The organism is Curtobacterium sp. MCSS17_011 (genome assembly GCF_003224275.1).
Lineage (GTDB): Bacteria > Actinomycetota > Actinomycetes > Actinomycetales > Microbacteriaceae > Curtobacterium.
Genome location: NZ_QKLE01000001.1, coordinates 57,304 through 78,106 on the forward strand (window position 1 = coordinate 57,304; position 20,803 = coordinate 78,106).

The 20,803-nt window shown below is 71.2% G+C and carries 21 protein-coding genes; 18 read left to right on the top strand and 3 right to left on the bottom strand.

Translation table 11 applies throughout. From position 1 onward, the window contains the following. Positions 1-29 precede the first annotated feature (29 nt). The gene (gene rbfA, locus DEJ17_RS00240; protein ID WP_110891555.1) at positions 30-512 is read left to right on the top strand and encodes a 30S ribosome-binding factor RbfA; all 483 of its coding nucleotides are present in this window, start codon (positions 30-32) and stop codon (positions 510-512) included. Here rbfA and DEJ17_RS00245 read toward each other — a convergent pair. Next, positions 509-1,408, bottom strand: coding sequence for an A/G-specific adenine glycosylase (locus tag DEJ17_RS00245; protein ID WP_375342550.1), 900 nt, complete (start codon positions 1,406-1,408; stop codon positions 509-511). The genes rbfA and DEJ17_RS00245 overlap by 4 nt on opposite strands. Positions 1,409-1,487: 79 nt before the next feature. Here DEJ17_RS00245 and DEJ17_RS00250 point away from each other — a divergent pair, with 79 nt between their 5' ends. Genes DEJ17_RS00250 through DEJ17_RS00270 form a run of 5 tightly spaced genes read left to right on the top strand, consistent with a single transcriptional unit; the run spans position 1,488 to position 4,753 of the window. Continuing rightward, the gene (locus DEJ17_RS00250) at positions 1,488-1,934 is read left to right on the top strand and encodes a hypothetical protein (RefSeq protein ID WP_110891556.1); all 447 of its coding nucleotides are present in this window, start codon (positions 1,488-1,490) and stop codon (positions 1,932-1,934) included. 22 nt (positions 1,935-1,956) lie between these two features. After that, on the top strand, positions 1,957-2,919 hold the full coding sequence (gene truB / locus DEJ17_RS00255) for a tRNA pseudouridine(55) synthase TruB (RefSeq protein ID WP_110891557.1): 963 nt from the start codon (positions 1,957-1,959) through the stop codon (positions 2,917-2,919). Next, positions 2,916-3,281, top strand: a complete 366-nt coding sequence (locus DEJ17_RS00260; protein WP_071244774.1) for a hypothetical protein — start codon at positions 2,916-2,918, stop codon at positions 3,279-3,281. Before truB ends, DEJ17_RS00260 begins: the two co-directional genes overlap by 4 nt. A 45-nt stretch (positions 3,282-3,326) precedes the next feature. Further along, positions 3,327-3,782, top strand: a complete 456-nt coding sequence (locus tag DEJ17_RS00265; protein WP_110891558.1) for a hypothetical protein — start codon at positions 3,327-3,329, stop codon at positions 3,780-3,782. Between the two features lie 8 nt (positions 3,783-3,790). Continuing rightward, positions 3,791-4,753, top strand: coding sequence for a bifunctional riboflavin kinase/FAD synthetase (locus DEJ17_RS00270; RefSeq protein ID WP_110891559.1), 963 nt, complete (start codon positions 3,791-3,793; stop codon positions 4,751-4,753). A 114-nt stretch (positions 4,754-4,867) separates the two neighbouring features. Here the strand turns inward: DEJ17_RS00270 and DEJ17_RS00275 are convergent, their stop codons facing one another. Both DEJ17_RS00275 and DEJ17_RS00280 read right to left on the bottom strand, forming a co-directional pair. Beyond that, positions 4,868-6,100 (bottom strand): DUF349 domain-containing protein, encoded by a 1,233-nt coding sequence (locus DEJ17_RS00275; RefSeq protein ID WP_110891560.1) that lies wholly within the window; start codon positions 6,098-6,100, stop codon positions 4,868-4,870. Between the two features lie 113 nt (positions 6,101-6,213). Beyond that, positions 6,214-7,026, bottom strand: coding sequence for a peptidylprolyl isomerase (locus DEJ17_RS00280; RefSeq protein ID WP_110891561.1), 813 nt, complete (start codon positions 7,024-7,026; stop codon positions 6,214-6,216). A 129-nt stretch (positions 7,027-7,155) separates the two neighbouring features. On the opposite strand from DEJ17_RS00280, the gene DEJ17_RS00285 reads away from it, so the two are divergent. The 12 genes from DEJ17_RS00285 (at position 7,156) to nusB (ending at position 20,803) form a co-directional block, all read left to right on the top strand. Then, complete coding sequence (locus DEJ17_RS00285) at positions 7,156-8,508, top strand: replication-associated recombination protein A (protein WP_110891562.1); 1,353 nt, start codon at positions 7,156-7,158, stop codon at positions 8,506-8,508. A 234-nt stretch (positions 8,509-8,742) separates the two neighbouring features. Next, the gene (gene rpsD / locus DEJ17_RS00290; protein ID WP_110891563.1) at positions 8,743-9,372 is read left to right on the top strand and encodes a 30S ribosomal protein S4; all 630 of its coding nucleotides are present in this window, start codon (positions 8,743-8,745) and stop codon (positions 9,370-9,372) included. Between the two features lie 408 nt (positions 9,373-9,780). Next, positions 9,781-9,963 carry a hypothetical protein gene (locus tag DEJ17_RS00295; RefSeq protein ID WP_110891564.1) on the top strand — a complete coding sequence of 61 codons (183 nt, stop codon included), beginning with the start codon at positions 9,781-9,783 and terminating at the stop codon, positions 9,961-9,963. Between the two features lie 59 nt (positions 9,964-10,022). After that, positions 10,023-12,680 carry an alanine--tRNA ligase gene (alaS, locus tag DEJ17_RS00300; protein ID WP_110858981.1) on the top strand — a complete coding sequence of 886 codons (2,658 nt, stop codon included), beginning with the start codon at positions 10,023-10,025 and terminating at the stop codon, positions 12,678-12,680. A gap of 8 nt (positions 12,681-12,688) precedes the next feature. Next, positions 12,689-13,132, top strand: coding sequence for a Holliday junction resolvase RuvX (gene ruvX, locus DEJ17_RS00305; RefSeq protein ID WP_171907752.1), 444 nt, complete (start codon positions 12,689-12,691; stop codon positions 13,130-13,132). Positions 13,133-13,363: 231 nt separating this feature from the next. After that, positions 13,364-14,788, top strand: coding sequence for an endolytic transglycosylase MltG (gene mltG / locus DEJ17_RS00310; protein ID WP_146239568.1), 1,425 nt, complete (start codon positions 13,364-13,366; stop codon positions 14,786-14,788). Positions 14,789-14,830: 42 nt separating this feature from the next. Further along, complete coding sequence (gene aroC, locus DEJ17_RS00315) at positions 14,831-16,051, top strand: chorismate synthase (protein ID WP_110891566.1); 1,221 nt, start codon at positions 14,831-14,833, stop codon at positions 16,049-16,051. Further along, complete coding sequence (locus DEJ17_RS00320) at positions 16,048-16,704, top strand: shikimate kinase (RefSeq protein WP_181420965.1); 657 nt, start codon at positions 16,048-16,050, stop codon at positions 16,702-16,704. Before aroC ends, DEJ17_RS00320 begins: the two co-directional genes overlap by 4 nt. Next, positions 16,701-17,798: a 3-dehydroquinate synthase gene (gene aroB / locus DEJ17_RS00325; protein WP_110864578.1), complete on the top strand. Its 1,098-nt coding sequence runs from the start codon at positions 16,701-16,703 to the stop codon at positions 17,796-17,798. Before DEJ17_RS00320 ends, aroB begins: the two co-directional genes overlap by 4 nt. Before the next feature lie 176 nt (positions 17,799-17,974). Next, the gene (locus tag DEJ17_RS00330; protein WP_110891567.1) at positions 17,975-19,666 is read left to right on the top strand and encodes an AarF/ABC1/UbiB kinase family protein; all 1,692 of its coding nucleotides are present in this window, start codon (positions 17,975-17,977) and stop codon (positions 19,664-19,666) included. 109 nt (positions 19,667-19,775) lie between these two features. Continuing rightward, positions 19,776-20,339, top strand: coding sequence for an elongation factor P (gene efp / locus DEJ17_RS00335; RefSeq protein WP_027465745.1), 564 nt, complete (start codon positions 19,776-19,778; stop codon positions 20,337-20,339). Positions 20,340-20,350: 11 nt separating this feature from the next. Then, positions 20,351-20,803 (top strand): transcription antitermination factor NusB, encoded by a 453-nt coding sequence (gene nusB / locus DEJ17_RS00340; RefSeq protein WP_027465744.1) that lies wholly within the window; start codon positions 20,351-20,353, stop codon positions 20,801-20,803.

Consider the following 20,803-nt stretch of genomic DNA (forward strand, 5'->3'; position numbering starts at 1 on the left):
CGTCCCGCCACTGCCTCAGGAGGCACCCAATGGCCGATCCGCAGCGCGCACGCAAGATGGCGGACCGCATCAAGGAAGTCGTCGCACGTCGACTCGACAAGGGTCTGCGGGACCCGCGACTCGGGTTCGTCACGATCACCGACGTCCGTGTGACCGGTGACCTGCAGCACGCGTCGATCTTCTACACCGTCTACGGCACCGACGAGGAACGCGCGGACTCCGCCGCGGCGCTCAAGGCCGCGACCGGCATGCTGCGGTCCGAGGTCGGCAAGAACATCACCGCTCGGCTCACGCCGTCGCTCGAGTTCATCGCCGACGCCCTGCCCGAGACCTCGGCGCACATGGAGGACCTGCTCGTACAGGCCCAGGTGCGTGACGAGCAGGTCCGTGCGGCCTCGGTCGGTGCGACGTACGCCGGCGACGCCGACCCGTACAAGCGGGACGAGGACGAGGACGAGGACGAGACCGACGACGACGCCGAGGACGACGGCACCGCCGCGGCGCGTTCCTAGACCCCGGGCAGCTGGTACCCGCTCGCGTCGTCACCGACGGCCAGTCCGTCACGCAGGAGCGACGCGAGCGCCCGGTCGCGCTGGTCGGCGTCCGGCCACACCGGTTCGATCTCGGACCGGGTGACCGGCACGTCGCTGGCGCGCAGCTCGGCCATGATCAGGCCGCGCACCTGGCGGTCACTGCCGGCGAACTTCGCCTGCCGCGGAGCCCGCGGCCCGTCGTGTTCCGGGTACCCGGCCGCACGCCACGCGCAGCGGTCCGCGATCGGGCACGCATCGCACGCGGGGGAGCGGGACACACACACGAGCGCGCCGAGCTCCATCACCGCGGCGTTCGTGGCGGCTGCGTCGTCGCGGTCCGCCGGCAGCACGGACTCCATCAGCGGGAGGTCCTGCTTCGCCTTCGCCGGCCCGGGTTCGCCCTGGCCGAGGACCGCACGGGCGAGCACGCGGCGCACGTTGACGTCCACGACCGGGTGCCGGTCGCCGTACGCGAAGACCGCGACGGCGCGGGCGGTGTAGTCGCCGATGCCCGGCAGCGCGAGCAGCGCGTCGACGTCGCGCGGCACGACGTTGCCGTGGTCGGTCGCGATGGCGGTCGCCGCCGCGTGCAGCGCGAGCGCGCGTCGCGGGTAGCCGAGCCGGTCCCAGGCGCGCACCGCCTCGGACGGGGGCGAGTCCGCGAGGTCGCGAGGCGTCGGCCACCGGGTGAGCCACGCCTCCAGACGGGGGACCACGCGCGCGACCTGCGTCTGCTGCAGCATGATCTCACTGACGAGCGTCCCCCAGGCGGGGAAGCCGGGGCGCCGCCACGGCAGGTCCCGCGCCTGCTGCCGGAACCACGCGATCAGCGGGGTCGCGATGTCGGGCCCTCCCGGCGTGGCCGGCTCCTGCACACCGCGTCGCGTGGTCGGGTTGTCCACATCCTGCCTGGAGGCCCGACTCGCGTTCACCTCGACAGCCTACGGTGGACACATGGCACGCTGGGCACCCGAAGAGACCGACACGATGGCTGCGATCGCTGCGGAGGCGATCGCGCAGGTCGGCACGAACCGCACCGTCATCGGCGTCGACGGGCAGGACGGCACCGACCTCGAACGGGTCGCGGCCGCGCTCGTCACCGGTTTCGAGCAGCACGGGGTCTCCGCGATGGCGGCGGCCGCGCCGTCCGCCGACCAGGACACGCTCCGGTCCGACCTGGTGACGCCCTTCCGCACGACCGGAGCCGGTGACGGTGTCCTGATCGTGCACGGACGGGGCGTCCTGGCCCCCGGGGTGCGCACCCTGTGGCGCTGGTCGCTGTGGGTGGAGCAGGAGTCCGGCCGGCTCGAGCGCCGTGCCGACGTGAAGACCGCGGCCTCCGCCGTGCTCGACGTCACCGATCCCGAGCACCCCCGTCGCGAGTGGAACGACGCCTGCTGACCGGCGCTGGTAATCTCGCCTGGTGCTCGAAACCGCGCCGGACGGCATCCTCCTCGTCGACAAACCGCAGGGGATCTCCAGCCACCGGGTGGTCTCCATCGCCCGTCGGCGCCTCGGCCTGAAGAAGGTCGGCCACGCCGGCACCCTCGACCCCATGGCCACCGGGCTGCTGCTGCTCGGCATCGGGCCGTCCACCCGGTTGCTGACGCACCTGGTGGGCCTCGACAAGACCTACACGGCCACCATCCGGCTCGGCGTGTCGACGGACTCCGACGACGCCGACGGCACGCCGACCGCTGCTGTCGGTGTGGCCGCTGCCGACGTCTCGGACGACGCCGTCGAGACCGCCGTCGCAGCACAGCGGGGCGTGATCGACCAGGTCCCGTCCACGGTCAGCGCGATCAAGGTCGACGGGCGCCGTGCCTACGACCTGGCGCGCAAGGGCGAGGCGGTGGAGCTCAAGTCCCGCACCGTGACCGTCTCGCAGTTCGACGTCACGGCCCGGAACGAGCGGACCGTCGCCGTCGACGGCAGCGACGTCGCCGTGGTGGACCTCGACGTCGTCGTGACCTGCTCGTCGGGCACCTACGTCCGTGCGCTCGCCCGTGACGTCGGCGCAGCCCTCGGCACCGGGGCGCATCTCGTCGCGCTCCGGCGGACCCGCGTCGGACCGTTCGACGTGCAGGACGCGATCGACCTCGAGGACGACACCGTCGACGTCCGCGCCGCGCTCGCGCGTCCGGCGGACATCGCCCGGCGACTCTTCTCGTCCGTCACCCTCGACGCTGCATCGGCGAAGGACCTCACCGACGGCAAGCGCGTGGCGGCCGAGCACCCCGACTCGGACGGTCCGGTGGCAGCGGTCACCGCGTCCGACGACCGGCTGGTCGGCCTCGTCTCCGTCCGCCGTGGACTGCTCCGGGTCATCACGAACTTCCCGACGCCCGGTGCGTCGTCCTCCTCGCAGACGGGTACGCGCGCGTGATCGAGTGGTACATGTGGGTGCAGCTGGTGCTCGCGGTGGTGGTGGGGCTCTTCGCGGTCGTCGTGGGGTTCATCGGCTGGAAGCCGAACGACTACACCGTCGGCGCCCTCGTGCTCATCGAACTGCTGCTCCTGGTGCAGGGCGTCATCTCGATCGTGCTGCCGGCGACGGGGAGTCCGCCCGACGGCAACGCGCTCGAGTTCGGGGTGTACGCCGTGTCGGTGCTGCTCGTCCCACCGGCCGCGGTCGTGTGGGCACTGATCGACCGCACGAAGTGGAGCACCGTGGTGCTCGGCGCCGGGGCCTTCACCGTCGCGGTGATGGTCTACCGGATGTACCAGATCTGGTTCGCGCTGAACTGACGCCGGAGGTCATGCGCGCAGCCGTGCGTCGGTAGAATCGGTGCAATGGCGACCAGATCCTCACTCGCGACCGGCATCGGCCGCGTCCTCATCGCCGTGTACGGCATCCTCGCGCTGGCGGCGACCGGACGCAGCGTCGTGCAGATCATCGAGAAGTTCTCGTTCGCACCGTTCGCGTACACACTCAGCGCCGTCGCTGCCGTCGTCTACATCGTCGCGATGATCGCCCTCATCGTGCCCGGCCGGTTCTGGTACCGGGTCGCCTGCGTCACGATCGTGTTCGAGATGACCGGCGTGCTCGTCATCGGCACCCTGTCGCTGTTCGACCGCCAGCTGTTCCCCGACGACACCATCTGGTCGTACTACGGCTTGGGCTACGCCTTCGCGCCGCTCGTGCTGCCGATCGCCGGGCTCTGGTGGCTCCGCAAGCACCACCGCACCGCGGTCACCGAGCCGTCGGCACCGGCTGCGTCCTCGTCCACCGCCCCGGCGAGCGAGTAGGAGCCACCGTGCAGTTCTACGAGGACACCGCCGACGTGGCGGACGGGTTCGGCCCGAGCGCCGTCACCATCGGCAAGTTCGACGGCGTGCACGTCGGGCACCGAGCCGTCATCGCACACCTCGAGCGTGCCGCCCGCGAGCACGACCTCGTGGCCACCGTGGTCACGTTCGACCGCCACCCGCTCAACGTCATCGACCCGCCGCACGTTCCGCCGGCCCTGACCAGCACCGCGCAGCGCCGCGAACTGCTCGAGGACGCCGGCGTCGACGCCACCCTGCTGCTCCGCTTCGACCAGGAACTGCAGTCGAAGTCGCCCGAGGCGTTCGTGTCCGAGATCCTCGTCGACACCCTGCACGCCCGGCTCGTCTTCGTCGGCAGCGACTTCCGCTTCGGAGCGAAGGGCGCCGGGGACGTCGCACTGCTGCGTGCCCTGGGGGAGCAGCACGGTTTCACGGTCGAACTCATCGACGACGTCGACCTGATCGACGACGTCCGACCCGACGGTGAGCGCCGGGTCTCCTCCACCTGGATCCGGGAGCTCCTGGGCCAGGGCCGGGTGGCCGAGGCCGCACGACTCCTCGGGCGGGAGCACGCCGTGCGGAGCGTCGTGGTGCACGGCAACCAACGCGGCCGGGCGATGGGGTACCCCACCGCGAACCTCGACCCGGCGTGCGAGGGCTTCGTCCCCGCCGACGGCGTCTACGCCGCCCGGGTGCTGCACGAGGGCACCGTCTACCCCGCGGCCGTGTCGGTCGGCAACAACCCGACGTTCGAGGGCGTGCCGGCGAAGCAGATCGAGGCGCACCTGCTCGACGTCGACATCGACCTGTACGGCGATCGGATCTCGGTGCTCTTCGTGTCGTACGTGCGCGGCATGGTGAAGTTCTCGTCGATGGACGAGCTCGCCACGCAGATGCGACAGGACGACCTCGACATCCGGCTGCTGCTCGGACTGCCCGCGCCGGTCTGACCTGCCGAGCACGCTGACTCGGCCAGCACGCTGGTCCGGCTCGCCTGCTGGTTCCCCGTACGACGACGCCCCCGTGACCGATCGGTCACGGGGGCGTCGTTCGTGGTGCGAGGCTCAGCCGCCCAGGGCGTCGAGCCAGATCTTGCGGGCGTCGAGGGCTTCCTGCGCGTCCTTGATCTTCCGGGCGTCGCCGGTGGCCTGCGCCGCGGCGAGCTCGGACTGGAGCTTGCCGATCGCGTCTTCCAGCTGGCTCGCGAGACCGTTCTGACGGGCCTTGCGCTCCGGGTTCGATTCCTTCCAGTGCGCGTCCTCGAGCCCACGGACGTGGTCCTCGACGGCACGCAGGCGGTCCTCGACCCGACGGACGTCACCGCGGGGGACCTTGCCGATCTCGTCCCACCGGCGCTGGATGCCGGTGAGGGTCTTGCGCGCTGCGACCCGGTCGGTCGCCTGCAGGAGCGGCTCGGCCTCGGTCAGCAGGGCCTGCTTCGCCTCGAGGTTGGCGGAGAACTCTTCGTTCTCGGCTGCGCTCTCGGCGTGGCGCTGCTCGAACAGCACGTCTCCGGCGGCCTTGAAGCGCGCCCAGAGTGCGTCGTCGTGGCGCTTGCCGGCGCGCCCGGCGTTCTTCCAGTCGTCGAGCAGCTGGCGGTAGTCCGGGATCGCGTCGGAACCGCGGGGCGCGAGGGCCTCGGCCTGCGCCACGAGCTCCTGCTTGCGGGTCCGGGCGTCACGGTGCTGTGCGTCGAGCTCGGAGTAGAAGGCACGACGGTGCTGGTCGACGGTGGACCGCGCTGCGCGGAACCGCTTCCACAGGTCGTTCGCCTCGTTCTTGGGGATCCGCGGCCCGTCGTGCTGGTGCTGCTGCCAGCGCGCGAACACGTCGTCGAGCTGCGCCGTGATCTGCTTCCACTGCGCGCGTGCGGGGTCCACCGCGGCGAGTGCCTCGGCTTCCTCCACCAGGGCGGTGCGGTGCGCCAGGGCGTCCTGCAGGGCCTGCTGCGCCTGCTCCGCCTGCTCCTTGGTGAGCGAGCCGAGATGCTCGGCGAGGACGCCCACACGGGTCTCGAGCGACTTGATGTCACCCACCACCCGCGCGTCGGCGACCAGGGCCGTCAGGTGCTCGACCGTCCGGGCGACGTCGTTCGCCGACGCACCGCGCTGGACGCGCTGCTCGGCGATCTTCACCTGCCCCTCGAGGTCGGCGTACTTCCGCGCGAAGTAGGCGAGGGCTTCTTCGGGGGTGGCGTCCGGGTACTCACCGACAGCACGTTCGGTCTCTTCGTACCGGACGTACACGGTCCCGTTCTCGTCGACCCGCCCCCAGGTCGTTGCTTCGTCAGATCCCACAGGTCTCGCCTCGATCGTGGTCGTGCATCGCCGACGTCACCGTCGGCACGGTCAGGTCGTCAGCCTATTGCACGGACGGGCTCCGCCGCCCGACCGGTGCGACGGGTTGTGGACTACTTCTGCTCCGCGATGGTCGCGTCGGTGATCTTCGTCGCCACCTTCGGCTCGCCGGTGCCGTCGCTGCCGGGCGACGCGATGCCCTTCGCGGCGATCTTCGACTCGAGCTCGGACAGCCCGCTCGTGACCTTGCCGACGACCGTGTAGCCGCCCGTGGAGCCGTCGAGCGTGGTGTCCCCGTAGACGATGAAGAACTGCGTCGACTGCGAGTACGGGGAGTCCGACCGCGCGATCGCGATGGTGCCCTTCTCGTAGACGCCGTCCTCCGGGACGTTCTCGAGCGGGCCGTACTCGAAGCCGGCGTCGCCGGTGCCGTCGCCGTTCGCGGAGCCGCACTGCAGGAACTTCAGCCCGTCGCTGTCGGCGAGCCGGTGGCAGGTGGTGCCGTTGTAGAACTGCTCACGGATCAACGAGATCTCGGCACTTGCGGCCTGCGGTGCCTTCGCGCCGTCCAGCTCGATGCCGAGGTCGATGCTCTTGTTGAGCGTGAGGCTGCCGGTCCAGGTCGCGCCCTTCGCGATCGACTTGCTCGGCACGTCGCCGGTGTTGCCGGCCGTGGCGCTGGCCGACGGCGTGGCCGTCGACGACGCGGAGGCGCTCGGGGCCGCGGTGTCCGACCCCCGCGATCCTGCGAAGGCGAGCTGCGACCCGGTGGCGAGGGCCGCGACGAGGACGAGGGCACCGGCGCCGATCAGGTTGTCCCGCACGCGGCGGCGTCGCTGCCGCTCGTGGAGGCCCTGGCGGGCTTGGTAGAGGCGGAGGCGCTCGCGCGCCTCACGGTTGTCACGCGCTGGGTTCTTCGGTGCCACGGTGCTGGTCTGCCCTCTCGTCGCAGTGTGCAACGAGCGTAGCCGAACGGTCGCCGTCACCAGCAGGGAGGCGCGGCCTGCGTCGGTGGACCGGCCTACGATTGCAGGATGGCAGCGGATCGTTCGGGAATGCACGCGCCCACCACGGGTGGTCGCGCCGGTCTCGCGCAGGGTTCCGTCCCGCTCGCCGTCCGGATGCGCCCCACCAGCCTCGACGAGGTCGCCGGTCAGCAGCACCTGCTCGGCCGGGGGTCGCCCCTGGTGCAGCTCGCCACCGGCACGCGTGAGAACCCCGGCGGGGTCTCCGTGATCCTGTGGGGGCCGCCCGGCACCGGCAAGACCACGCTGGCGCAGGCCATCGCACGGCAGTCCGGTCGCGAGTTCGTCGAGCTCTCGGCCGTGACCGCCGGCGTGAAGGACGTGCGCGAGGTCATGGAGAAGGCGCTGACCCACCGTGACCTGTACGGGTCGACCACGGTGCTGTTCCTGGACGAGATCCACCGGTTCAGCAAGGCCCAGCAGGACGCCCTGCTGCCCGGCGTCGAGAACGGGTGGGTCATCCTGATCGCCGCCACCACCGAGAACCCGTCGTTCTCGGTCATCTCGCCGCTCCTGTCCCGCTCGCTGCTCCTGACGCTCAAACCGCTCACCGATCCCGACCTCGGCATGCTCGTCGACCGCGCGGTGGAGGACCCCCGCGGGCTCGGCGGTGCCGTCGTCCTCGGTGACGAAGCCCGCAGCGCGATCATCCGGCTCGCCTCCGGTGACGCCCGACGTGCCCTCACCGCGCTCGAGGCCGCGGCGGCGTCGGCCACCGCCGCGCAGGACGAGGACGACGAGACCGTGCCCGTCGTCGATGCCGACACCGTGGCGGCAGCGGTCGACCGCGCCCTGCTGCGTTACGACCGACAGGGCGACGAGCACTACGACGTCATCAGCGCCTTCATCAAGTCCGTGCGGGGGAGCGACGTCGACGCCGCCCTGCACTACCTCGCCCGGATGATCGAGGCCGGCGAGGACTCCCGGTTCATCGCGCGGCGGATCATCATCTCCGCGTCCGAGGACATCGGCATGGCCGACCCGCAGGCGCTGCCCATCGCGGTCGCCGCGGCCCAGGCCGTGCAGCTCATCGGGATGCCCGAGGGGCGGATCCCGTTGGCCGAGGCCGTCGTCTACCTGGCGACGGCGCCGAAGTCGAACGCCGCCTACAACGGGGTCAACCAGGCGATGGCCGACGTCAAGGCCGGGCGCATGGGCACGGTCCCGATGCACCTGCGCGACGCGCATTACGCCGGGGCGAAGCGCCTCGGGCACGGCAAGGGGTACGTCTACTCGCACGACGCCGAGCACGGGGTCGCCGAGCAGCAGTACCTGCCGGACGCCCTCGAGGGCACCGAGTACTACACGCCGACCGCCAACGGGTACGAGCGCGAGGTCGGGCCGCGGCTCGAGCGACTCCGGAAGATCACACGCGGGCACTAGTGTCGGTGCTTCTGCGCTCGCCCCGATGCTGCTAGCATTGCCGGGCCTACGTCCTGGTCCTCGAGCACGGCTGCGTCGAGGACAGAGTGCCACTCCGGTGGTACGGGGGCAGAGGTTCGGACTGTAGCCGTCCGATCCCACAGGCTCATCCCTCTGGATCCCGTCGTCGGGGCCACCGGCACTCGCGTGCCCGGCCTCCGGTGAGTATTCAGTTCGAACAGAGAAAAGGACCCTGTGTCTACCAAGTCACGTACCCGCAGCAAGACCCGCCTGTCGCGCGCACTCGGCATCCCGCTGACGCCGAAGGCTGCCCGTTACCTCGAGAAGCGCCCCTACGGGCCCGGTGAGCACGGCCGTACGCGCCGTCGTGCGGACAGCGACTACGCCGTCCGCCTCCGTGAGAAGCAGCGTCTGCGCGCCCAGTACGGCATCCGCGAGAAGCAGCTCCGCATCGTCTTCGAAGAGGCCCGCAAGACGAAGGGCCTGACCGGTGAGAACCTGGTCGAGCTCCTCGAGCAGCGCCTCGACGCCCTCGTGGTCCGTGCCGGCTTCGCCCGCACCACCGCGCAGGCCCGTCAGCTGATCGTGCACCGCCACATCCTGGTCGACGGCAAGCTCGTCGACCGCCCCTCCTTCCGCGTCAAGGAGGGTCAGCTGATCCACGTCAAGGCGAAGTCCGAGTCGATGGAGCCCTTCCAGGTCGCCGCTGCCGGTGGCCACCTGGAAGTCCTCCCGAAGGTCCCGGGCTACCTCGAGGTCGAGATCGAGAAGCTCCAGGCCCGCCTCGTGCGTCGCCCGAAGCGCGCCGAGGTCCCCGTGACCTGTGAAGTGCAGCTCGTCGTCGAGTACTACGCAGCTCGCTGATCCACTGATCACACCCGAACGGCGGGTCGTCCTCTCGAGGGCGACCCGCCGTTCGGCGTTCCGGCACCGGAACACGCCGCCGTCTCGGCGAGGCGCCTCCGGTTGCGCGAGACGCCGCCGATTTCGGCGGCGTCCTGCCGACACGACGGCGTCTCGAGAGGGGCAGTGGACGCGAGCGGGGACGGAGGGGAGGCGCGGGGTGCGCCGTTCGTGCGCCTCCAGGCCTGCCCTGCTCGGTCCGCGAGACGCCGTCGTCTCGGCGAGGCGCCTCCGGTTGCGCGAAACGCCGCCGATTTCGGCGGCGTCCTGCCGACACGACGGCGTGTTGCAGACGGGGACGCGCGGAAGTGCCCGGCGACTAAGCTTGTCCGGGCATGCACCGCCCGGGTGCACAGAGGGAGAGGCACCGTGAAGCAGCTGTTCTTCGTCGCCGTCGGCATCGTCATCGGGTTCGCCGTCGCCCACCGGGTCGCCCAGACCTCCGGTGGCGCCCGGCTCTTCGCCGAGGTGAACGCCAGGACGAAGGCCTTCACGGGTGCCGTCGCGGACGGCTACCGGTCGCGCGAGGCCGAGCTCCGTACCGACGTCTGAGCGCTCCGACCGAGCAGCCACGACCCTCCTCCACCCACGACCTGAACCCAGGAAGCACCATGCAGACCGCAGAGATCCGCCGCCGTTGGCTCCAGTACTTCGGTGACCGCGGCCACACCGTCGTCCCGTCCGCGTCCCTCGTCTCCGACGACCCGTCGCTCCTCTTCACGGTCGCCGGCATGGTGCCGTTCATCCCGTACCTGACCGGTCTCATCCCGGCACCGTTCCCGCGGGCGACGAGCGTGCAGAAGTGCATCCGCACGAACGACATCGAAGAGGTCGGCAAGACCCCTCGCCACGGCACGTTCTTCCAGATGAACGGGAACTTCTCGTTCGGCGACTACTTCAAGGAGCAGGCGATCCAGTTCGCCTGGGAGTTCCTGACCAAGCCGGAGACCGACGGTGGGCTCGGCTTCTCGCCCGACGACCTCTGGGTCACCGTCTACGAAGAGGACGACGAGGCGATCGGCTTCTGGAAGCAGCACTCCTCGCTGCCCGACGAGCGGATCCAGCGTCTCGGCAAGGACACCAACTACTGGTCGACCGGACAGCCCGGACCGGCGGGTCCCTGCTCGGAGATCTTCTTCGACCGTGGCCCCGAGTACGGCATCGACGGCGGCCCGGCGACGGACGACGACCGGTACGTCGAGATCTGGAACCTCGTCTTCATGCAGTACCAGATCGCCGACGTGCGGTCGAAGTACGACTTCGAGATCACGGGCGAGCTGCCGAACAAGAACATCGACACCGGCATGGGGCTCGAGCGCGTCGCCTTCATCAAGCAGGGCGTCGACAACATGTACGAGATCGACCAGGTGCGCCCGGTGCTCGACCGTGCGGCCGAGATCTCCGGCCGGCCCTACGGCGCCGTGCACGAGGACGACGTGCGGATGCGCGTCATCGCCGACCACGTCCGTTCCTCGCTGATGCTCATCGCCGACGGCGTGAGCCCGTCGAACGAGGGCCGCGGGTACATCCTCCGTCGGCTGCTCCGTCGCACCGTCCGCGCGATGCGCCTGCTCGGTGTCGAGGCCCCCACGTTCCCCGAGCTCTTCCCGGCGTCCCGCGACGCCATGCGCGACGCCTACCCCGAGGTGGCGTCCGACTACGACCGGATCTCCCGCATCGCCTACGCGGAAGAGGAGACCTTCCTCCGCACCCTGGCGCAGGGCACGACCATCCTCGACGTCGCCGTCGAGCGTGCGAAGCAGGACGGCGCCCCGTCGATCGGCGGCGACACGGCCTTCCTGCTGCACGACACCTTCGGGTTCCCCATCGACCTGACGATGGAGATGGCCGAGGAAGCCGGCGTCCACGTCGACCGCACGGCGTTCGAGACCCTCATGTCCGAGCAGCGTGCCCGGGCGAAGGCCGACGCGAAGAGCAAGAAGACCGCGATCGCCGACCTGAGCGTGTACAGCGCGTTCCGGGCCAAGGGCGAGACGACGTTCCTCGGCTACGACGCGCTCGAGGCCGAGACGCGCGTGCTCGGCATCATCGTCGGCGGTGTGAGCGTCGACCGCGCGGTCGCTGGTGACATCGCGGAGGTGATCCTCGGCGAGACCTCGCTGTACGCCGAGTCGGGCGGCCAGGACGCCGACCAGGGATCGATCGTCGGCAACGGGTTCGACCTCGAGGTCCTCGACGTCCAGCGACCGGTCTCCGGGCTGTGGAGCCACACCGTCCAGGTCCGCTCCGGCGAGGTCGGCGTCGGTGACGCCGCGAGCACCGTCGTCGACGCGGAGTACCGCCGCGGCGCGACCCAGGCGCACTCCGCCACGCACCTGGTGAACGCGGCGCTCCGCGACATCCTCGGGCCGGAGGCGCTGCAGGCCGGTTCGTACAACAAGTCCGGCTACATGCGCCTCGACTTCTCGTGGTCGCAGCCGGTCTCGCTCGAGACGCGTTCCGAGATCGAAGAGGTCGTGAACACCGCGATCCGCACCGACCTCGAGGTCTCCACGCGCATCCTGCCCATCGACGAGGCGAAGGCCCTCGGGGCGCAGGCCCTGTTCGGTGAGAAGTACGGCGCCGAGGTCCGCATGGTCGACATCGGCGGCCCGTGGTCCCGCGAGCTCTGCGGTGGCACGCACGTCGCGTCGAGCGCGCAGATCGGGCTCGTCAACCTGGTGGGGGAGTCGAGCGTCGGTTCGACGAACCGCCGCGTCGAGGCACTGGTCGGGCTCGAGGGGTTCCGCGACCTCGCCGTCGAGCGCACGATCGTTTCGCAGCTCTCCAGCGCGCTCAAGGCACCCCGTGCCGACCTGCCGGCCCGCGTCCAGAACCTGATGGAGGACCTCCGGTCCGCCCAGAAGAAGCTCGCCGAGTACGAGTCGGCCAACCTGCAGCAGCGCGTGCCGGCCATCGCCCGGAACGCCACGACCGTCGGTGCCACCACCGTGGTCGCCGAGACGGTCGACGGGCTGCAGTCCGGCGACGACCTGCGCTCGCTCGCCACCGGCGTGCGGGGCCAGCTCGGTGACGGCGCGGCCGTCGTCGTGCTCGGGGCGGTCGTCGGTGGCAAGCCGATCGTGATCGTCGCGACCAACGACGCCGCTCGTGCTGCGGGCGTGCAGGCGGGCCCCCTCGCGAAGGAGGCCGCCGGCGTGCTCGGTGGCGGTGGCGGCGGCAAGCCGGACCTGGCGCAGGGCGGCGGGACCGACGCGGCCGCGCTCCCGGCGGCGCTGCGTGCCGTGACCGCACGGCTCGCGGGCTGACCGTGGGCATCCGGTCCGGGCGTCGCCTCGGCGTGGACGTCGGACGCGCTCGGATCGGGGTCGCCGTGTGCGACCGCGACGGCCTGCTGGCGACGCCGGTCGAGACTGTCCGTCGCGACGACTCGAAGGACCTCCGGCGCATCCTCGAGCTCGCGGACGAGTACGACGTGCTCGAGGTCGTCGTCGGGCTGCCCCTGTCGATGTCCGGTGGGGACACCGCTTCGACCGAGGACGCCCGCGTGTTCGCGGCCCGGATCGCGGCGCGTCGGCCGGTGCGCCTGGTCGACGAACGACTGTCGACCGTGACCGCCCAGCGGGGGCTGCACCAGGCCGGCAAGAACACGAAGAAGTCCCGGGCCGTGATCGACCAAGCAGCCGCTGTTATCATTCTGCAACACGCGCTCGACCACGAGCGCAGTGCCGGTGCCCCTCCGGGCACCACGCTTCCCTGACAGGGCTGCCCGGTACCGCGCATGGGTGCTCTCGTCGTCAGCTGCGAGGACGACGGTGCCCAGGTGGAGTTCCCGACCGAGAGACCGAGGACGTTGGCAGACGATCTGGACTGGAACGCGATCATCGCGCCCGGCAACGACGCCGAGCGGCGGAAGGCGACTTCCGACCGCACGACAGGTACCGATGACCGCGACGACGCTGGTCAGGTGACCCCACCGCCGGCGCCTCCGATGTCCCGACGCGCAGCCCGCGCCCTCGAGGCCGAACGAGCCCGCGTCGCAGCGACCGACGAGCCGCCGGTCCCCGAACGGGCCACCGACGCCCCGGCAGCCGCACGCGACGAACGCCCGGCGTCCCCCGCCGACGCGCCGATCGCCACCCGTCCCGAAGACCTGCACCCCGAGGTCGCCGCACTGCTGACCGGCGAGCTGCCGACCGAGCCCGCGGGGACCGCCGCGGGCGGCGGATCCGGGGCCGACGGGACGGACGACGGTGACGTGACCGGCGGCGGTGGCGCCGCGGGAGGCGGCGGCCGCGGGGGACGAGGCGGCGGAGGACGCGCCTCCAGGCCGCCCCGGGAGCCACGGCCGAAGCGCCGACGCGGACCGCTCGTCGCTGGACTCGTCATCGTCGCGGTGGTGCTCGCCGCCGGCGTCGGGGCGTACACGTTCGCCGCACCCAAGATCCAGCAGCTCATCGCGGCAATCAGCGGCGCGCAGGAGCCCGACGACTACACGGGCAACGGCACCTCGAAGGTGACCATCACGATCAAGCAGGGCGACATCGGCGAGAACGTCGCCGCGACGCTGCAGCGCAGCGGCGTCGTCAAGGACTCGAAGGTGTTCTACAAGCTCCTGCTGGCCTCGCCGGACGTGCAGTTCCAGCCCGGTTCGTACGCGCTGAAGAAGCAGATGAGCTCGAAGTCGGCGCTGGCGGCCCTGCAGGACAAGGACAACCGCGTCCAGGCCTCGATCATCATCCCGGAGGGCACGGCACTCGCCGACATCAAGGCCGGGATGGTCTCGAAGGCCGGCCTGACCGAGAAGCAGGTCGACGCGGCCGCGAAGGACCTGTCGGCCTACGACCTGCCGTCCGGCGTCACGACGCTCGAGGGCTGGCTCTTCCCCGCGACCTACCCGATCAACCCGGGCTGGACCGCCGAGCAGTACTTCGGGTCGATGGTCGACACCATGAAGGAGCACCTGGCCGCCGCCGGCGTCAAGGAGGCCGATCAGGAGCGCACCATCGTCTTCGCGTCGCTGGTGCAGAAGGAAGCCGGCCTCGCGGCCGACTACCCCAAGGTCGCGCGGGTGTTCCAGAACCGCCTCGATCAGGGCATGCGCCTGCAGTCCGACGCCACCGTCGCGTACGGCACGGGCAACACGCACACCGTGACGACGACCGACGCCGAACGGGCCGACGAGTCGAACGCGTACAACACGTACGTGCACGAGGGACTGCCGCCGGCACCGATCTCGAACCCCGGGGACATCGCGATCAATGCCGTGACGAACGAGGCCCCGGGCAAGTGGCTGTACTTCGTGACGGTCGACCTCGAGTCGGGCGAGACGGTCTTCTCGGACACCTACGACCAGCACCTGGTGGCGGTCGAGCAGTTCCAGGCCTGGCTGCGGGCACATCCCGACTACCAGTAGTCGGCGACGTCGCACGGATGAACGCTGTGGGAGGATTGCGGCATGCTTCGTTGGTTGACTGCTGGTGAGTCCCACGGACCCGAACTGATCGCCATGCTCGAGGGCCTGCCCGCGGGTGTCCCGGTGTCGTTCGAGTCCATCCGTGCCGATCTCGCGCGCCGTAAGCTCGGCTACGGGCGAGGCTCGCGGATGAAGTTCGAGCAGGACGAGCTGCACGTGTCCGGCGGTGTCCGGCACGGGTACTCGCTCGGCAGCCCCATCGCGATCCGCATCGGCAACACCGAGTGGCCGAAGTGGGTCGAGGTCATGAGCCCCGAGCCAATCGAGTCCACCGAGATGTCCCGCGGGCGGAGCGCGCCGCTCACCCGGCCGCGTCCGGGTCACGCCGACCTGGTCGGCATGCAGAAGTACGGCTTCGACGAAGCGCGCCCGATCCTGGAGCGTGCGAGCGCCCGCGAGACCGCCGCACGCGTGGCGCTCGGTGCCGTCGCGAAGTCGTTCCTGGCCGAACTCGGCATCCGCTCGGTGGCGCACACGCTGCAGGTCGGCACCGTCCGGGTCCCCGACGGCACGGACCTGCCGCTGCCCGACGACGTGGACCGCCTCGACGAGGACCAGCTGCGGTGCTTCGACGCCGAGACCTCCGCACGCATGGTCACCGAGGTCGAGGCTGCGAAGAAGGACGGAGACACCCTGGGGGGCGTCGTCGAGGTGCTGTTCTACGGCGTTCCGCCGGGCCTCGGCTCGCACGTGCACTGGGACCGCCGGCTCGATGCCCGCCTGGCCGCCGCGATCATGGGGATCCAGGCCATCAAGGGGGTCGAGGTCGGTGACGGCTTCGCGACCGCCGGGCGCCGGGGCTCCGCCGCCCACGACGAGCTGTACCGCGAGGACGGCGAGATCTACCGCACGAGCGACCGTGCCGGTGGGACCGAGGGCGGGATGTCCACGGGCACGGTGCTGCGCGTCCGCGCCGGGATGAAGCCGATCGCGACCATCCCGCACGCCCTGCACACGGTGGACGTCGTCTCCGGAGAGGACGCCTCCGCGCACCACCAGCGCTCGGACGTCTGCGCCGTGCCCGCGGCGGGTGTCGTCGCCGAGGCGATGGTGGCCCTGGTGCTCGCCGACGCGGTGCTCGAGAAGTTCGGCGGCGACAACGTCGTCGAGACGAAGCGCAACCTCGACGCCTACCTCGCCGCGATCCCGGAGACCCTGCGGACGCGCCGGACCGAACCGTCGGCGACCTCGACCGACCTGTGAGCACCGACGTCCGACGCGCCGACGCGCCCGTGGTCGTCATCGGCCCGATGGGTGCCGGCAAGTCGAGCGTCGGCAAGCGGGTGGCGAAGACCCTCGGCGTCCCGTTCACGGACACCGACCGGGTCATCGTGCGCGAGCACGGGCCGATCCCCGGGATCTTCGCCGATCGCGGCGAGCCGGCGTTCCGCGCGCTCGAGGCCCAGGCGGTCCGAGCAGCGCTGGCCACCGGCGGCGTGATCGCCGTGGGCGGAGGAGCCGTCACCCACGCGGACACCCGGCAGGCCCTGAGCGGGGCGCGCATCGTCCTGCTCACCGTCTCGCCCGAGGCCGTCGCCGACCGCATCGCCGGGTCCGACCGCCCCCTGCTGGCGAACGGCGGGATGGACGCCTGGCAGACGATCATGGACGAGCGGGCCGCCACCTACGCCGAGCTCGCGCACGTCGTGGTCGACACCTCCCGCCGCCCGATGTCCCGCGTGGTCGACGAGGTCGTCACGTGGCTGCGCAGCGACGCCGGCACCAGCGAGCGCGGCAACGCCGGCACCACCGAGCGCAGCGGCACCACCGCCGCGCCCGGCAGCACGACCAGCAGCACCACCGCCGCGCCCGGCAGCACGACCAGCAGCACCACCAGCACCGAAGGAGCACCGTGACCGAGTCGACCCTGCCCGCCGGGACCACCGAGATCCGGGTCGGCGGTGACGACGGCTACACGGTGGCCGTCGGCACGGACCTGCTCGGCGCCCTGCCCGCGATCCTGGGCCCGCGTGTCGCCAAGGTCCTCATCGTGCACTCGCCGACGCTCGGTGCCCGGGCGAACGAGCTCCGCGCGCTCCTGGTCGAGGCCGGGCTCGAAGCCCTGATCGCCGAGGTCCCCGACGCCGAGGGCGCCAAGCGCGTCGAGGTCGCGGCGTTCTGCTGGCAGATCATGGGGCAGGCCGACTTCACCCGCACCGACGCGGTCATCGGCCTCGGTGGCGGTGCCGTCACCGACCTGGCGGGCTTCGTCGCCGCGACCTGGCTGCGTGGTGTGCCGTACGTGGCGGTCCCGACGAGCGTGCTCGGCATGGTGGACGCCAGCGTCGGCGGCAAGACGGGCATCAACACGAACGAGGGCAAGAACCTGGTCGGCGCGTTCTCCGCCCCCCGCGCCGTCGTCGTCGACCTCGACCTCGCCCGCACGCTGCCGCGCAACGAGATCCTGACCGGATTCGCCGAGATCGTGAAGGCCGGGTTCATCGCCGTGCCGGAGATCCTGGACATCGTCGAGGCCGATGTCGACCGGGTGACCGATCCGACGACGCCGGAGTTCCGCCGGGTCGTCGAGCTCGCCATCGCGCTCAAGGCCGAGGTCGTCTCGGACGACTTCACCGAGCAGGGCCGACGCGAGATCCTGAACTACGGGCACACCCTCGGGCACGCGATCGAACACGCCGAGCGGTACCAGTGGCGCCACGGGGCAGCGGTGTCGGTCGGCATGGTGTTCGCCGCCGAGCTCGCCCGACTCACCGGGCACCTGGACGACGCCACGGTCGACCGGCACCGGGCGATCCTCGAGTCGCTCGACCTGCCGACCTCGTACGGCGTCGGGCGGTGGCAGGGGCTCCTCGCCACCATGCGGCGCGACAAGAAGGCCCGTGCCGGCATGCTGCGGTTCATCATCCTGGACGGCGTCGGTAAGCCCGTCGTGCTCGAGGGCCCCGAGGACCACCTGCTCTTCACCGCCTACCAGGAGGTCGGCGTCTAGCCACCTCGGTCAGCGCAGCACCCGTCGGGTCCGCTCGTGGACCGAGCCCCGCGCCGGGCCCGCGCCGACCTGTGGAAGCCGCGCCGGGCCTCCAGGCCGTGGAGGAGGACAGACGACGCGACGGACCGGACCACCCGCACGCTGCGGACCCAGCACCGGGGAGCAGACTGGCGGGCGTGCCCACCCCACCCCGACTGAGCGACCTCTCCGGCCCGCGCGATGCCGAGACCGGCACCCTGCGCTCCCGTGGTCGACGATTCACCGAACTCCTCTCGATCGCCCGCCGCCACCACCTGGTGCCGTTCCGTCGCCTCGACTTCTCGCACGACCCGGCCACCTCGGAGCTGCGTCGCGACCAGGCCGAGCACCTGCGCCGTGCGCTCGAGGAAGCCGGTGGCGGGTTCGTGAAGATGGGCCAGCTGCTCTCCACCCGCGACGACCTGCTGCCCGAGGAGTGGACCGAGGGACTCGCCCACCTGCAGCGGAACGTCACGGCGGCGCCGGCGGACGAGGTCCGTGCGCTCCTCGAGCAGGAGCTCGGTGCCCCGGTCGACCAGGTCTTCGCGACCTTCGACCAGGTGCCCGTCGCAGCGGCGTCCATCGCGCAGGTGCACCGCGCCCGGCTGCCCGACGGCACCGCGGTCGCCGTCAAGGTGCAGCGGCCGGGGATCGACGCCGCGGTGCGCCGCGACGTCGACATCGCGCTGCGGGTCGTCCGGTTCATGGCCCGGTGGTCGACCGAGGCGCGACAGGTCGGCGTGCAGGACATCGCGGGCCAGTACGCGGACGACCTGATCCGGCAGGTCGACTTCGTCTCGGAGCTCCGGAACCTCACCGCGCTGCGTGCTGCCCAGGCCCGCAGCGCGCGTCCGGACGAGGTCCGGTTCCCGGACCCCTACCCGGACCTGTCCGGACGGCGTGTGCTCGTGATGGAGTTCCTGGAGGGCGACACGCTCAGCGCGATCCGCGCCGAGCGTTCCGAGCGCGACCTCGACGCGCCGATGCGCGCGATCCTCCGCGCCTTCCTGCGCCAGGTCGTCTTCGACGGCCTGTACCACGCGGACCTCCACCCGGGGAACGTCCTGGTGCTGCCCGACGGGCGGCCCGCGTTGATCGACTTCGGATCGGTCGGGAGGCTCGACCCGGGTCTCCGGGACACGGTCCAGGACCTGTTGGCCGCCTACCTGCAGGACGACACGTCGCGGATCGCCGATGCGGTCCTGCGGATGGCACCCGTGCGCGATGCGCACGACGAGCCCGACTTCCGTCGGGACATCGCCCGCTTCGTCGCGGACGAGCTCGGCCCGGGTGCGCGCATCGGTGTCGACACCGTGGACGACGCGGTCGAGGTCTTCGGGCGGTACCGGTTGAAGCCGCCGCCGGACTTCGTCGCCGCGGCTCGCGCCCTGGCCATCTTCGAGGGCACGCTCCGCACGCTCGCACCGTCGTTCGACCTGCTCGAGGAGTCCCGCGGACTCGCCCGGGAGCAGATCACCGACCAGCTCCGGCCCGGCAAGCTCCGGGACCTCGCGGCGAAGGAGCTGCTCGGCGTCGTGTCGGCTGCCCGTCGCCTGCCCCGCCGGGTGGACCGCATCGGCGAGGCGATCGAGACCGGCCGCTTCACGGTGAACATCCGGCTCTTCGCGGACAGCCGCGACCGGCAGCTCGTGTCCGGCATGATCCGACGCATCCTGCTCGTGCTGCTCGGTGCGGGGGCGGGGATCCTGGCGATCGTCTACCTGGCGTTGCCGGCGCGACCGACGGCGGCCCTGTCCACCGGTGTCGCGGGCGGGTTGCTCGGGGGAGCGGCGGTGGTGCTGCTCGGCTGGGCGGCGATCGACGCCTGGCTCGCCCGACGGCGACGCTGACCGCGGCGCGCACCGCTCCGGCCGCCGGGCGGGCGTCCGCTACACTCGTCCGGGGCCGTCCGCGGCCCGAGGACACTTCACAACACGACGAACGGGACACCGACGACTCATGGCCAGTACCACAGACATCAAGAACGGCGCCGTTCTCATCATCGACGGCCAGCTGTGGTCGGTCGTCGAGTTCCAGCACGTCAAGCCGGGCAAGGGCGGCGCGTTCGTCCGCACGAAGCTCAAGAACGTCGTCTCCGGCAAGGTCGTCGACCGCACCTTCAACGCCGGCGCGAAGATCGACACCGCGACCGTCGACCGTCGTGACTACCAGTTCCTCTACGAGGACGGCGACTCCTACGTGTTCATGGACACCGACACGTACGACCAGATCCCGGTCTCCGCGACCGTGGTCGGCGACGCCAAGAACTACCTGCTCGAGTCCGCGATGGTCACCATCGCGATGAACGAGGGCAACCCGCTGTACGTTGAGCTCCCGACGTCGATCGTCACCGAGGTCGAGACCGAGCCCGGCCTGCAGGGCGACCGTTCCTCCGGCGGCACCAAGGACGCGACCATCATCGCGACCGGCCACCGCATCCAGGTCCCGCTGTACCTGGAGAGCGGCACCCTGGTGAAGATCGACACGCGCGACGGCAGCTTCCTCGGCCGCGTCAACTCCTAGGCGCTGACCGTATGAGTGCTCGTTCGAAGGCCCGCAAGCGCGCCCTCGACATGCTGTACGTGGCCGAGGTGCGCGAGCTGCCGATCGCGGACGTGCTCGCCACCGAGACGGTCCGGCACCTGGACCAGCCGGAGCGTGCCTCCAGCTGGGACTACGCCCGCCAGATCGTCACCGGTGTCGACGACGCTCGTCACGAGATCGACTCCGTCATCGTCGACCACGCCCAGGGCTGGTCGATCGCCAGGATGCCGGTCCTCGACCGCTGCATCCTGCGGATGGCCGTGTGGGAGCTCCGGTTCAACCCGGAGGTCCCCGATGCCGTCGCCATCGCCGAGGCGGTCGAGCTCGCGCAGTCGCTGTCCACCGAGGACTCGGCGGGCTTCGTCAACGGCGTGCTCGGGGCCGTCGCCGGCGGTCGCGCACCGTCCGGTCGGACGGTCGCAGGAGACCAGGAGTCCCGGTAG